This is a genomic window from Ruegeria sp. YTSC230 (assembly GCF_059609665.1).
The window spans coordinates 357,827-371,610 of the sequence record NZ_JBXWMC010000001.1; the positions used below are offsets into that span (position 1 = coordinate 357,827).

Here is a 13,784-nt window from a genome sequence, read left to right on the forward strand (position 1 = left end):
TTCCTTTCGCTGCTGAGGTATTCCCATGTCCCAGATCGAACAAGCCGTTGCCCAACACTATACCACCGGAGCCTTGACTGACCGCGTTCGCGCGGCGCTTGCGGCCAGTGGGATTGACCCGGACGCGGCCACTGTGGCCGATCTGAAGGCGGGGGATGAGTTCCACACCGGCGGCGTTCTGGCGACAGACAACCTGTTTGCGCAATTGTCACCGACCCACGCGACCCGTGTGCTGGATGTCGGCTGCGGCATCGGTGGGACGTCGCGGTACATCGTGGATCGCTATGACTCGACCGTGACCGGGGTCGACCTGACGCCAGAATTCGTTGAAACAGCTACCGCCCTCAGCGATCTGGTCGGGCATTCCGACAAGGCCAGTTTTCACGTCGGAAGTGCTTTGGACATGCCGGTGCCGGATGCAGGGTTTGATCTTGCCGTCATGTTGCATGTGGGCATGAACATCGAAGATAAGGCCGGGCTGTTCGCAGAAGTTTCGCGCGCGCTGGCCACGGGCGGGACATTTGCCCTGTTCGATGTGATGGGCGGGGATGTGGACGAACCGCTGTCCTTCCCGCTGCCATGGTCAACGGTGTCCGAAACCTCGTTTGTACATGCGCCGCAGGTCTACAAGGACGCCGCGGGTGCCGCCGGTCTGGAACTGGCCGCCGAAACCGACCGCACAGAGTTCGCGCTGAAGTTTTTCGAGGATGTCTTCGCGCGCATTGCCGAAAGCGGCCCGCCGCCCTTGGGCATCCACCTGATGATGGGCGAGACGGCGCCTGAAAAATTCCAAAACTACGTCAAAAACCTCAAGGCCGGGCGCATTCGTCCGACCGAAATGATATTCAAGAAAACCGGCTGAGCCGGGAAGGGAGAAGCCATGGCCGATCTGACAACAAACTTTTTGGGCATTTCCAGCCCCAATCCTTACTGGCTCGCCTCGGCGCCGCCGACAGACAAGGAATACAACGTGCGCCGCGCATTCGAGGCCGGGTGGGGCGGTGTCGTCTGGAAAACACTTGGGTCCGAAGGGCCGCCGGTTGTGAACGTAAACGGGCCGCGCTACGGCGCGATCTATGGTGCGGATCGTCGGTTGCTGGGGCTGAACAACATCGAACTGATCACCGACCGACCGCTTGAAGTGAACCTTGAAGAAATGGCGCGGGTCAAAGCCGACTACCCGGATCGCGCGCTGATCGCCTCGATCATGGTGCCCTGCGAAGAAGAGGCCTGGAAAGCCATCCTGCCGCGTGTCGAAGAAACCGGCGCGGATGGGATCGAACTGAACTTTGGCTGCCCGCACGGGATGAGCGAACGCGGAATGGGCGCAGCCGTAGGGCAGGTGCCGGAATATATCGAGATGGTCACCCGCTGGTGTAAGAAATACTATGACCGGCCCGTGATCGTGAAGCTGACGCCAAACATCACCGATGTTCGGAAGCCTGCTGAGGCGGCAAAAAACGGCGGCGCGGATGCAGTGTCACTGATCAACACGATCAATTCAATCACCAGCGTCGATCTGGACACGTTCAGTCCGGAACCGTCGATTGATGGCAAAGGCAGCCACGGCGGGTATTGTGGCCCGGCGGTCAAGCCAATTGCCCTGTCGATGGTGTCCGAGATCGCGCGCGCCGAAGCCACCCATGGCCTGCCGATTTCCGGCATTGGGGGCGTGACCACATGGCGGGATGCGGCAGAGTTCATTTCGCTGGGCTGTGGTAACGTTCAGGTGTGCACGGCTGCTATGACCTACGGCTTTAAGATCATCGACGAACTGACCGCAGGTCTGTCCAAGTGGATGGATGAAAAAGGGTACACAAACGTGTCCGAGATTGTCGGTCGTGCGGTTCCAAACGTGACCGATTGGCAATACCTGAACCTGAACTACGTGGCCAAGGCCAAGATCGATCAGGACGAGTGCATCAAATGCGGTCGCTGCTATGCCGCGTGCGAAGACACCAGCCACCAGGCGATTTCCATGTCCGATGATCGGGTTTTCGAGGTCATGGATGACGAATGCGTCGCCTGTAATCTGTGCGTGGATGTTTGCCCGGTCGACGGCTGCATCTCAATGGTGCCAATGACGGCCGGAGAGGTCGATCCGCGGACCGGTCTGGAAGTTCAGCGTGATTATGCCAACTGGACGACGCATCCAAACAATCCGATGGCCAAAGCTGCCGAGTAACTCGGGTACTGAAAACATGAAGGGGCCCGAAAGCACGGGCCTCTTAACAGATGCAGACCGGCCAATACGGGGCATTCAAAGCCGCGTGACGGCAACTGTTATGCTAGATCAAGTAGGTCGACAGGCTTGGGACATAGCTTAGCAGGATCAAGACGGCGGCCACCGCAATCAGGAACGGCCAAAGTGATTTCAGAATTGCTCCGGGGGTCGTGCCGCTCATGGATGAGGCGATATAGAGGCCAATGCCGACGGGTGGCGTAAGCAGGCCAAGAACAAGGTTCAGGCATACGACAACTCCGAACTGGTAGGGGCTGATGTCGTAGGACCCAGTGGCAATTGGCAACAAAATGGGCGTGATCAGGATGATGGCGGCGATCCCGTCGATCACCATCCCCACCAAAAGAAGCGCGGCATTTACGATCAGCAGAAACATGAACGGATTGGATGTGATCGACGTGATAAGCCCCGCCAGCTGCTGTGGTATTTCTTCGTAAATGATCACCCACCCAAAAACGCTGGCCGCCGCAATCATGAACAGGATCATCGATGCGTTTGCGGCTGTTCGCTTGAACATCTCGCCCAGATGTTGCGGCTTTAGCTCTCCGTAAATGAGCCACCCGACCAGAAATGCGATCAGCGAAGCGATGGCTGCGGATTCTGTCGGCGTAGCGATGCCAAACAGAATACCACCGATGATCGAAACCGGGATCAGCATCGCAGGAAGGGCGGCGATCAGGGCCTGCAGAGCATCGCGGCGGGACATCCAGACGCCCTTTGGGAATTGCTGAACCCAACCGACAAGCGTGATCACCAAAGCAAAGGCTCCTGCCAGCAGCAAGCCGGGTATGATCCCGGCGATGAACATTTCGCCGATGGGAATCTGCGCCAAAACGCCAAAGATAACGAACATCATTGACGGCGGGATGACCGGTGCCAACAGGCCCCCGGCTGCTGTCGTGGCGGCGGCGAAGCCCTTGCTATAACCCTCTTCCTCCATCGCGGGGACCATGGCGCGGGACATCACAGCGATCTGTGCGGTTGCCGAGCCGATGATGGCGGCCATGAACATATTGGCCAGCAGGTTGATATAGGCGAGCCCGCCCCGGAATCCGCCCACGAATACACGCGCCAAAGCGACCAGGCGGCGTGTCATGCCGCCTTCATTCATCAGTTCTCCGGTCAGCATGAACAGCGGGATTGCCAGCAGGCCGTAGTTTTCCAACCCGCCAAACATTTTCTGCGCGAAACTGTCGTACAGAACCGTGTTCCCGCTTTCCCAGATGTACCAGATTGCAGTGATCGCCAACACGATGGCAACGGGCACCGACAACAGCAGGGTGGCTAGAAAGACAATCGGGCTCATGCCGGTGACCCTTGTCCGGGACGCGTCAGAAGATGCATCGTAGAATGTAGCGTTGCCCCCAAAGCAAACAGCCACATCACGAGCCAAAACAGAAACTTCGGAAGCCCGAGGGTTGAGGTCGGTTCGGCATAGATGAAGTTGAACGTATTGCCTTGAAAAACCACGACATCGAACCCTGTACGAGCGATGTCCAGTGGCAAAAACCACCGCCAGCAGAACCACAGCATCGCGATTGCAAACGCGAAGACAACGATGTCGACTGCTTTTCGGATTATTGCCCGGATATGAGGTGGAACCAGATCGGCAAGGATCGTGATCGAGACCGAATTGCGGTGGTGCAACGCGGCTGACGCGCCAAGGAATGTCATCCAAACCATGGCATAGATCGCCAATTCATCCACCCAGAACAAGGCGTTACCCGCCGTGCGTGTCACGACATTCAACAAGATCAATAGGGTGACGCAAACGGCCAGTGCTGCGGCACACCATAACTCAACCCACGCCCACGCTGCAGACAGCCGGTATAACATAGCCGATCCCCTATGAAAAAGGGCGCAGGATTGACCTGCGCCCTTTCCCTGAAACGTTCAACTTTATTTGGTTTCTGCCGCAGTCTCGCGCAGCGCGTCAAGGGACGAGGTTTTTTCAGACCAGATGCCGTTCCATTCCTCAATCGCATCGCCAAAGAATGAGGCATCGACTTTCTTGTAGGCCTTGCCGGTTCCCTCTATCTGTTCCAGCCACTTCGCTTCGTTGGCAACATAGGCATCGATGGTGCTGTCGACATGCTTGGCCATCAGTTCACCGATCATCGCGCGGTCTTCTTCGGACAGTCCCGCCCAGACTTTGGCCGAGACCAGCCCGACCATCGGGAACATCATGTGGTCGGATTGAACGATCGTGTCGGCGTGATCATAGTATTTCAGCACCCAGATCAGTTCTGCATCCATATCAATGGCATCGACCTGCCCATTGGCCAGCGCGTCATAGACAGCAGGCAGCGGCATTGGTGTTGGTGCAGCTCCGACCGCGTTGTAGAAATCCAAAATCGGCGTGAACGGCGTGATCCGCAGTTTCAGACCAGACAGGTCCTCTGCCGAAGACACATCGCCCCGGCTGACGATCTGGCGCAGCCCGGCCATACCGTAACCTAAGCCTACAACGCCAACCTGACCAGGCAGGGGTTCCAGCATCGATTTTGCGGTATCCGAACGTAGGATGCGCCCCGCGTGGCCGATATCATCCGCGAGATACGGTGCATAAAACGCACCCAGATCAGGTGCGCGGTTCGACACTTCGGCCACGGTCATGAATGCCATATCCAGCGCGCCAGTCTGCAATTGTTGCAGCATCTCTGCCTCGTTGCCCAACTGACGGGCGGGGAATACAGATACGGTATGGGCACCACCGCTGGCTTCGTTCAGCTCGGCCCCAAAGGACTCGGCCGCTTTGGTCCAGATATGCGGAGGTGGCGTGATCAGGCCCAGACGGAATTCATCTGCATGGGCAGCTAGCGATGTCACAGCAAGCGCTGCAGCCGAAGCGGCGATCTTAGCAAAATGTTTCATGTTCTTCCCTGTTGTTTGTTCATCTCAGAGTGTGACCCAGCCCTCTGGCGGCTCTTTTCCCGGATGCACGGTCTGGCAGTTCGGGCATGTTCTGTCTTCTTCTGATGAATAGAATTTTTCGTAGACCGGCGGCAAGTCCTTGACGATAGACTGCAATTGCATCTCGGCCCGATGAACGCGGGTGCCGCATTCAAAGCAATACCATTCGATCGCGTCCAGCTCGCCTGTCTGCCGTTTGGGTTCGATCACCAATCCGATTGAGCCTTCCTGCGGTCTTTGTGGTGAATGGCGCACATGCGGCGGCAGCAAGAAGATCTCACCTTCGCGGATCGGAACGTCATAGAATTCCTCTCCGTCATACAGCTTCAGCACCATGTCGCCTTCCAGCTGATAGAAGAACTCTTCAACTGGATCGTCGTGATAGTCGGTTCGCTTGTTCGGCCCGCCGACGACGGTGACCATCAGGTCGGCATCCTCCCACACCTGTTGATTGCCGACTGGAGGTTTCAGCAGGTGACGGTGTTCGTCGATCCATTTCTGAAAGTTGAATGCACTTAACTTCGACATGTCCCACTCCTCATTGGTAGAAGTTTGGCCGGTTTTTTCATAACCGCAAAGAAATTATCCGCATCTAGATATCCGATTTGCTTATATCGATGAGGCTATGGCTTCAGGCCGCATTCCGCGAACCCTTTGCGGATGATCTCTTTTTCCGCCTCGGTCAGTTCCAGCATTGGGGCCCGCACACGCCCTCCGACCTGTCCCAGCAACTCTTGCCAGTATTTTCCAAAAGCGGTGGGTTTGCCTGCAGGTTTGGTTCGCTTCATCGCGTCCCGCACCGGGTTCAGGCTGTCAAACACCTTGCGCGCCTCATCTGCTTTGCCGGCAAAAGCCAGCCGCGTGTATTCGTTCATGCGCTGATCATTCTTGGTCTGTAATTGGTAAGGCGGCGACGAACACAGATACAGTTTCCAATCCAGTTCCAGAATATTGTCCAGCCATTCATGTTCAGCCGATGTCGAGACATGAATTTTGTCGCCCACCATATGCGTCAGTTTAACATACATCTCACGCGGGACGGAGTACTTGATGGCCACGATGTTAGGCAAATCAGCAATCCGTGCGCATTCTTCAGGCTGCATCAGGTATCCGCTGTCTGGGTGGCTCCACATCGCGATCCCGATATCCAGCTCATCGCAGAACCGCTTGTAGTACTGGTACAAAACCTCTCCACGATCTTGGACAAAGCTTAGAACAGGGGCATGCAAGACGATGTAATCGGCCCCACAATTCTGCGCATGGCGGGCCAGTTCCAGCGCTGTATCCATGTTCTGATCCGAGACCGAGACAATCACACCGGCTTTGCCCGCGCATTCGTCAACCGCAATCTCAAAGTTGCGCTTGCGCTCATCAAGGCTCATCGAAAAGAACTCGCCCTGTTTGCCTGCCACGAACAGTCCCTGGATATCCAGATCGTCAATCCAGTGGCGAATGTTTGACCGCAGCCCGGCCTCATCCAGTGACAAATCATCGTTGAAGGGGTTCAGGGCTGCGGCCCAGATGCCGGTCATGTTCTCGCGCGCATAGGCTTTGGCGTCGCGCTTGGAGTAGTTCATTTTAACGGGCCTTCCGATTAACGCGCAATTCTGGCGTCGCCATCAAAGCCTGATCACCCCACTTGATCCAATGCGAAAGCCGGGAATTGGGTATCTGAAATTAGAATACCCAAAGAATACCAATTTAGAATTCTTTGGCGCTGGTTTAGGTTTGCCACATGAAAATAGGATTGATCGGTAAAGGCGCGATTGCGCAGCATGTCATGGGCGCGGTTCAGGCGCGAGGCCATATGGTACATGCGGTTCTGGTGCGACCAGGCAGCATTTCACAAAACCCGAACCTGTTTGTGGGTTCGGTGCCAGAGCTCATCGCAGAGGCGGATCTAGTGATCGAATGCGCCGGCCATCAGGCACTGGCGGCCTATGGCCCTCAGGTTCTGGGGCAGGGTACGGACATGATCACGGTGTCCGTCGGTGCATTGGCGGATCAAACGATTGCAGACGAGATGGAAAGCGCGGCCAGCGTGGGGCAGGCGAAACTGCACCTGGCCAGCGGCGCAATCGGTGCCCTTGATTGCCTGAGCGCTGCGGCGACCGGCAAATTAGACAAGGTTATCTATGTCGGGCGCAAGCCGCCGCTAGGTTGGAAAGGCTCTGCCGCAGAGGACAGGCTGGATCTTGAGGGGCTGACACAGGTTGAAACGCACTTCACTGGGACCGCCCGAGAGGCGGCGTTGGCCTATCCCAAAAACGCAAATGTTGCGGCAGCCGTAGCCTTGGCTGGGATTGGATTTGATGAGACGCAGGTTAAACTCATCGCTGATCCGTCGATTGCGCAAAACATTCATGAGGTTGAGGCCGAAGGGGAATTCGGGCAGTTCCATTTCCGGATAAGCGGCAATTCCCTGCCGGACAATCCACGCAGCTCGGCCTTGGCCGCGATGAGCGTGGTGGCCAAGCTCGAACAGCTGTCAAAGCCAATTGTGATGTGACCATGGTAGGACGTCATTCACGTATCGTCGACCGCGCCCTGACCCGGCTGAAGCTACGCCAACTGCGTTTGCTGGTAGCGGTGGGAGCCCACGGTAACATCCAGAACGCCGCACGCGAGCTGGGCATCTCGCAACCGGCAGCAACCAAGATGATTCAGGATCTGGAACTGGATTTTGAGGTCAAGCTGTTTAGCCGGACCAATCGGGGTGTGATTCCGACCGTGTTCGGAGAAACTTTGATACGTCACGGCAAGCTAATCTTTGCCCAGGTCTCGAACGCTGCGCAGGAACTGGATGACCTGAACGAAGGCAATGCAGGCCGCGTGGTGGTGGGCACTTTGTTGGCGGCCTCAACCAGCCTGCTGCCGGCCGCCATTGAAATCCTTTTGGCTGACCGCCCGAATGTGGCGATCAAGATCAACGAGGGCACGAACGAAGTCCTAATGCCGAGGTTGCTTTCGGGCGAAATCGACATGGTAGTCGGGCGGCTTCCCTCTCATAGGCACCGTGACAAGATCAGGCAGGAAAAGCTGTTTGAAGACCGCATTCTGGCGATCGTCGGCAATCAGCATCCTCTTGCGGGTCGCCCGGATGTTTCCTTCGCTCAGACCAAACCCTTTGGCTGGATCGTCCCGCCGCTGGAAACCACATTGCGGCGTCAGCTGGATCATTTCTTTGTTGGCCAGCAGCAATACGTTCCGCCCGTGACGATCGAATCCGTATCCTACCTGACCAATCGTGCTTTGCTGCAGTCGCGCGATTTGATCGGGCTTATGCCGGCCGAGGTCGTGTCGCAGGACATCGCCCACGGCTACCTGTCGCCATTGGATTGGGATGTCCCATTTGGGCAGGGGCCGATTGGTGTATCATTCCGGGCGGATGCCGATCTTTCCCCCGCTGGTCGCGCCTTTAAATCGGCGCTGCATCAGGCGGTGAAACAGAAATGAGGTCAGGTATTCGTCAAATTGATATCAGTATTCACCCAATTCACTTGAAGTAATGCCAGCCATTGCGTGATTTGAAATAGTCAAAGTCGGAGGCACCGGTTTCATGTATCCTGAGCTTAAGCTGTTCATCGCGGGCAAGTGGCGCACAGCCAACCGGAACATACCGGTCGTAAATCCAGCGACCGAGGGCGAAATCGGGCGTCTTCCCTGCGTGTCGAAGCAGGATCTGGATGACGCTCTGGAGGCCGCAGTCCGTGGCTTTCGCGTATGGAGTCGCACCTCACCGCGCGAACGTTCCGACACAATCTTGCGCGCTGCCGCGCTGATGCGGGAACGTCAGGAAGAGATTGCCCATGCCATCACCATGGAACACGGCAAGCCGCTGAAGCAGGCCAGGCTTGAGGTTATCCGAGGGGCAGAGTTCTTTGAATGGGACGCGGGCGAGGCGATGCGGACCTATGGGCGGGTCATCCCTGCGGCTCCGGGTCACAAGTTTTCCGTTCATCACCAGCCAATCGGTGTCGTCGCAGCCTTTTCACCCTGGAATTTCCCGATGAGCCAACCAGCGCGCAAAATCGCTGGCGCGTTGGCTTCGGGCTGCTCGATCATCCTGAAGGCGGCAGAAGAAACACCCGCGGGGGCAATGTACATTGCAAAAGCCTTTGAAGATGCGGGTCTTCCTGCTGGCGTCCTGAACCTGGTGTTCGGAGAGCCGGCAGAAATCTCAGGCCACCTCATCCCGCAGGATCCGGTCAGGCTCGTGGCTTTCACCGGCTCAACCGCTGTGGGGCGGCATCTGACTACCTTGGCCTCAGAACATATGACTTCGGTGCTGATGGAACTTGGTGGCCACGCGCCAGTAATTGTCTGCGAAGACACAGATGTGAAAGCGGCCGGGATCTCAAGCGCAGTTCGAAAAATGCGCAATGCCGGGCAGGTGTGCACATCGCCTACAAGGTTTTTTGCGCATGAGAGCATCTTTGACGATTACGCCACAACTTTCGTTGAACGCGCTGCGGCAACTATTGTCGGAAACGGAATGGACCAAAATGTGGAAATGGGGCCTCTGGCAAATGACCGGCGGGCGCCTGCACTGACCGAATTGGTGGAAGACGCCCGTGAAAAGGGTGCGACGGTTGCCACGGGTGGCGCCAAACATGGCGACAAAGGGTATTTTTTTCAGCCCACCGTCCTGCTGAACGTGCCCGACAACGCCCGGATCATGCAGGAGGAACCTTTTGGTCCGGTGGCTGTGATCAATCCAGTGTCCTCACTGGATGACGCAATCGGCAAGGCAAACTCGGTGCCCTATGGGCTGGCCGGTTATGCATTTACAAATCGCGCAGACTATATTGATCGATTGATTGACGAGGTCGAGGTCGGCAACCTGTCTATCAACACGCTTGAGGCATCCATGCCTGAAACACCCTTTGGCGGCGTGAAATCCAGCGGATATGGTCGCGAAGGCGGCACCGAGGGGCTGGACAACTACATGATCGTAAAAAACGTATGGCATTCCGCCGACATCACCTGAGTAAAGGCGCGTCAGATAAAGTCGCGCCGATTACGGCGTCAGAAGTTTCCGGTAGAGCGTGTCGATAAACGGCTCGGCCCCTTCAAATGGGTCTTCGTCGCCCAGAATTGCGCGGACCTGAACGTCGAAGTCGGCGTAGTGCTGTGTCAGCGCCCAGATTGAAAATATCAGGTGATAGGGGTGCAGGCGCGCGATTTTGCCCTGATCCATCCACTGCGTCAGTATTGCCGTTTTCTCATCCACCAGAGATTTGAGGTCATGCGACAGAGATTCGTGGATACGCGGAGCGCCCTGAACCAGCTCGTTCGCAAACAAACGGCTTTCGCGCGGCAGGTCTCGGCTCATTTCCAGCTTGCGGCGGATATAGGCGAGGATTTCTTCCATCGGGTCGCCATCCGCGTCCAGATCATGCAGAGGGGCCAGCCAGATCTCTAACAGACCGGACAGCAATGCGGTGTGGATCGCCTCTTTCGACGGGAAATAATACAACAGGTTCGGTTTGCTCAGCCCGGCCTCGGTGGCGATTTGATCTACGGTCGCCCCACGGAAACCATGCGCCGAAAACACGTTCAGTGCGGCTTCGAGAATCGCGGCGCGGTTCTTTTTCTGAATTCGGGTCGGGGCGCGGTCTTTGGGCATGTTTCCTGACTGTCTCTTTTTCCGCCAAGCGGGCACCAAATATGCCGAATTTTCCGGCGGCACCATGCAATTTCTTGACTGATGTCGAACCCGTGATAGCGTGAGTTTGACCAGATGGTCAAATCAAGACACCAAAAGCGAGCCAAATCGCAAGCAACAGGGAAGAACAAGATGGCAGCTCCGGCGCAAAACCTCAGGATCAATGGCGACAGACTTTGGGACAGCCTGATGGAGATGGCCAAGATCGGCCCCGGTGTTGCGGGCGGCAACAACCGCCAAACCCTGACGGATGAAGACGCAGAAGGGCGCGCTTTGTTTCAAAAGTGGTGCGAAGACGCCGGTTGCACCATGGGCTTGGATCAGATGGGCAATATGTTTGCCCGTCGCGAAGGGACTGATCCGGAAGCGTTGCCGGTCTATGTCGGCTCGCATCTGGACACCCAACCAACCGGCGGCAAGTATGACGGCGTGTTGGGCGTATTGGGTGGGCTGGAGATTATCCGCACGCTCAACGATTTGGGCATCAAGACCAAACACCCGATCGTTGCGACCAACTGGACCAACGAAGAGGGCACACGTTATGCACCAGCGATGCTTTCTTCAGGGGTGTTCGCCGGGATGCACACGCAAGACTGGGCCTATGACCGCGAGGATGCCGAGGGCAAGACGTTCGGCGATGAGCTAAAGCGCATTGGCTGGCGGGGAGACGAAGAAGTCGGTGCCCGCAAAATGCATGCCTTCTTTGAACTGCACATCGAACAGGGGCCGATCCTTGAGGCCGAGGGCAAGGATATCGGCGTTGTGACGCACGGGCAGGGGCTGAGCTGGACGCAGATCACCGTGACAGGCAAAGACGCACATACTGGATCTACTCCGATGCCGATGCGCAAAAACGCGGGTCTGGCGATGGGGCGTATCCTTCAGAAAGTGGATGAGATCGCGTGGTCTCATGCGCCCCATGCCGTTGGTGCTGTAGGGCATATTGACGTGTTCCCGAATTCTCGCAACGTGATTCCCGGCAAGGCGGTGTTCACGGTCGATTTCCGCTCGCCGGATTTGGCGGTCATCACAGATATGGAAAACCGTTTGCGCGTTGCGGCCGAAGATATCGTGGAAGAGATGGGCCTGCAGATCGAATTCGAGAAAGTTGGTGGGTTTGATCCAGTGAAGTTCGATGACAGCTGTGTCGCGGCTGTACGGGACGCAGCAGAGCGGCTGGGATATTCGCACACCGATATCATCTCAGGGGCGGGGCACGATGCCTGTTGGATCAACCGGGTGGCCCCGACGGCCATGGTCATGTGCCCTTGCGTTGACGGGTTGAGCCACAACGAGGCGGAAGAGATCAGCAAGGATTGGGCCGCAGCCGGGGCGGATGTTCTGTTTCATGCGGTCGTCGAAACGGCCGAGATTGTGGAATAAGGGGCGCTGCCCCCGTCGCCTGATGGGCGACTCCCACGGGATATATTGGCCAGATCAAGCAAGCGGCGCAGACCGCGTCAGGGAGATTAGAATGAGCACTGTTATCAAGAACGGAACCGTTGTGACCGCCGACTTGTCTTACAAGGCGGATGTCATGGTCGAAGATGGCGTCATCACAGAGATCGGGATGGATCTGAAGGGTGACAAGGAATTGGACGCCACGGGATGTTACGTCATGCCGGGTGGGATTGATCCACATACCCATCTGGAGATGCCGTTTATGGGCACTTATTCCAGCGATGATTTCGAAAGCGGTACGCGGGCTGCGCTGGCAGGCGGCACCACCATGGTGGTTGATTTTGCACTACCAAACCCCGGGGAAAGCCTTTTGGATGCGTTGAAACGCTGGGACAACAAATCCACCCGTGCGAATTGCGATTACTCGTTCCACATGGCCGTGACCTGGTGGGGCGAGCAGGTGTTCGATGACATCAAAACGGTGATTGAAACGCGGGGGATCAACACGTTCAAGCATTTCATGGCCTACAAGGGCGCATTGATGGTGAATGATGATGAGTTGTTCTCTTCGTTCAAGCGTCTGGCAGAGTTGGGCGGCATCGCGATGGTTCACGCCGAAAACGGTGATGTGGTGGCGGAACTCAGTGCCAAACTACTGGCCGAGGGCAATAACGGCCCTGAGGCGCATGCTTATTCCCGTCCGCCGCAGGTTGAAGGCGAGGCGACCAATCGCGCCATTATGATTGCCGACATGGCAGGCGTGCCGCTTTATGTTGTGCATACCTCTTGTGAAGAGGCGCATGAAGCAATCCGCCGGGCCAAGATGCAGGGTAAGCGCGTTTGGGGCGAACCTTTGATCCAGCACCTGACATTGGATGAAAGCGAGTATTTTCATCACGATTGGGATCACGCGGCACGTCGGGTCATGAGCCCTCCGTTCCGGAACAAGCAACATCAGGATAGTCTGTGGAATGGTCTACACTCGGGCACGCTGAGTGTTGTAGCGACAGACCATTGCGCCTTTACGACCGAGCAAAAGCGGTACGGTGTCGGCGACTTTACCAAAATCCCGAACGGCACGGGCGGCTTGGAAGACCGGATGCCTATGCTGTGGACCTATGGGGTGAATACAGGCCGTTTGACGATGAATGAATTCGTCGCGGTGACGTCAACAAACATCGCCAAGATAATGAACTGCTATCCAAAAAAGGGTGCGATCCTTGTTGGGGCAGATGCGGATATCGTTGTGTGGGACCCTGAGAAATCCAAGACGATCAGCGCGGGTACTCAGCAATCCTCGATTGATTACAACGTGTTTGAGGGGAAAGAGGTCAAAGGCCTGCCGCGCTTTACTCTGACGCGGGGGCATGTGGCTGTGCATGACGGCGAGGTTCGCACGCAGGAAGGTCACGGTGATTTTGTCGCACGCGAACCTAATGGCCATGTGAACAAGGCGTTGAGCACGTGGAAAGAGCTGACCGCGCCTCGACCGATCGAGCGATCGGGCATCCCGGCGACGGGCGTATGATGCGTGTGGGCCGTCTTTGTGGCGGCCCAAAA

13 protein-coding genes are annotated in these 13,784 nt (G+C 56.8%); 7 read left to right on the forward strand and 6 right to left on the reverse strand.

The annotated features are described in order from the left end of the window. Nucleotides 1-25 precede the first annotated feature (25 nt). Both AC2FD9_RS01675 and preA read left to right on the forward strand, forming a co-directional pair. Nucleotides 26-862, forward strand: a complete 837-nt coding sequence (locus AC2FD9_RS01675; protein WP_496835073.1) for a methyltransferase domain-containing protein — start codon at nt 26-28, stop codon at nt 860-862. 18 nt (nt 863-880) lie between these two features. After that, the gene (gene preA / locus AC2FD9_RS01680; protein ID WP_058277679.1) at nt 881-2,185 is read left to right on the forward strand and encodes an NAD-dependent dihydropyrimidine dehydrogenase subunit PreA; all 1,305 of its coding nucleotides are present in this window, start codon (nt 881-883) and stop codon (nt 2,183-2,185) included. Between the two features lie 103 nt (nt 2,186-2,288). On the opposite strand, the gene AC2FD9_RS01685 is transcribed toward preA, so the two are convergent. From AC2FD9_RS01685 to AC2FD9_RS01705, 5 genes are all read right to left on the reverse strand, one after another. After that, nucleotides 2,289-3,548 carry a TRAP transporter large permease gene (locus AC2FD9_RS01685; protein ID WP_496835074.1) on the reverse strand — a complete coding sequence of 420 codons (1,260 nt, stop codon included), beginning with the start codon at nt 3,546-3,548 and terminating at the stop codon, nt 2,289-2,291. Continuing rightward, nucleotides 3,545-4,078: a TRAP transporter small permease gene (locus AC2FD9_RS01690; protein WP_480735846.1), complete on the reverse strand. Its 534-nt coding sequence runs from the start codon at nt 4,076-4,078 to the stop codon at nt 3,545-3,547. The genes AC2FD9_RS01685 and AC2FD9_RS01690 overlap by 4 nt, the downstream gene beginning before the upstream one ends. Before the next feature lie 63 nt (nt 4,079-4,141). Next, nucleotides 4,142-5,116, reverse strand: coding sequence for a TRAP transporter substrate-binding protein (locus tag AC2FD9_RS01695; RefSeq protein WP_496766725.1), 975 nt, complete (start codon nt 5,114-5,116; stop codon nt 4,142-4,144). Nucleotides 5,117-5,140: 24 nt separating this feature from the next. Next, nucleotides 5,141-5,683, reverse strand: a complete 543-nt coding sequence (locus tag AC2FD9_RS01700; protein ID WP_058273852.1) for a 3-hydroxyanthranilate 3,4-dioxygenase — start codon at nt 5,681-5,683, stop codon at nt 5,141-5,143. Between the two features lie 95 nt (nt 5,684-5,778). Continuing rightward, on the reverse strand, nt 5,779-6,732 hold the full coding sequence (locus tag AC2FD9_RS01705; protein WP_496835075.1) for a dihydrodipicolinate synthase family protein: 954 nt from the start codon (nt 6,730-6,732) through the stop codon (nt 5,779-5,781). Between the two features lie 158 nt (nt 6,733-6,890). On the opposite strand from AC2FD9_RS01705, the gene AC2FD9_RS01710 reads away from it, so the two are divergent. The 3 genes from AC2FD9_RS01710 (at nt 6,891) to AC2FD9_RS01720 (ending at nt 10,145) form a co-directional block, all read left to right on the forward strand. After that, a complete protein-coding gene (locus AC2FD9_RS01710; RefSeq protein WP_496835076.1) occupies nt 6,891-7,664 on the forward strand; it encodes an aspartate dehydrogenase in 774 nt (257 codons plus the stop codon). A 2-nt stretch (nt 7,665-7,666) separates the two neighbouring features. Then, on the forward strand, nt 7,667-8,611 hold the full coding sequence (locus tag AC2FD9_RS01715) for a LysR substrate-binding domain-containing protein (protein WP_496835078.1): 945 nt from the start codon (nt 7,667-7,669) through the stop codon (nt 8,609-8,611). A 103-nt stretch (nt 8,612-8,714) separates the two neighbouring features. Continuing rightward, nucleotides 8,715-10,145 (forward strand): NAD-dependent succinate-semialdehyde dehydrogenase, encoded by a 1,431-nt coding sequence (locus tag AC2FD9_RS01720; RefSeq protein WP_496835079.1) that lies wholly within the window; start codon nt 8,715-8,717, stop codon nt 10,143-10,145. A 30-nt stretch (nt 10,146-10,175) separates the two neighbouring features. On the opposite strand, the gene AC2FD9_RS01725 is transcribed toward AC2FD9_RS01720, so the two are convergent. Then, nucleotides 10,176-10,784, reverse strand: coding sequence for a TetR family transcriptional regulator C-terminal domain-containing protein (locus AC2FD9_RS01725; protein ID WP_282118666.1), 609 nt, complete (start codon nt 10,782-10,784; stop codon nt 10,176-10,178). A 171-nt stretch (nt 10,785-10,955) separates the two neighbouring features. On the opposite strand from AC2FD9_RS01725, the gene AC2FD9_RS01730 reads away from it, so the two are divergent. Beyond that, the gene (locus AC2FD9_RS01730) at nt 10,956-12,206 is read left to right on the forward strand and encodes a Zn-dependent hydrolase (RefSeq protein WP_496835081.1); all 1,251 of its coding nucleotides are present in this window, start codon (nt 10,956-10,958) and stop codon (nt 12,204-12,206) included. A 91-nt stretch (nt 12,207-12,297) separates the two neighbouring features. Further along, a complete protein-coding gene (gene hydA / locus AC2FD9_RS01735; RefSeq protein ID WP_496835083.1) occupies nt 12,298-13,752 on the forward strand; it encodes a dihydropyrimidinase in 1,455 nt (484 codons plus the stop codon). The last annotated feature ends 32 nt before the right edge of the window (nt 13,753-13,784 follow it).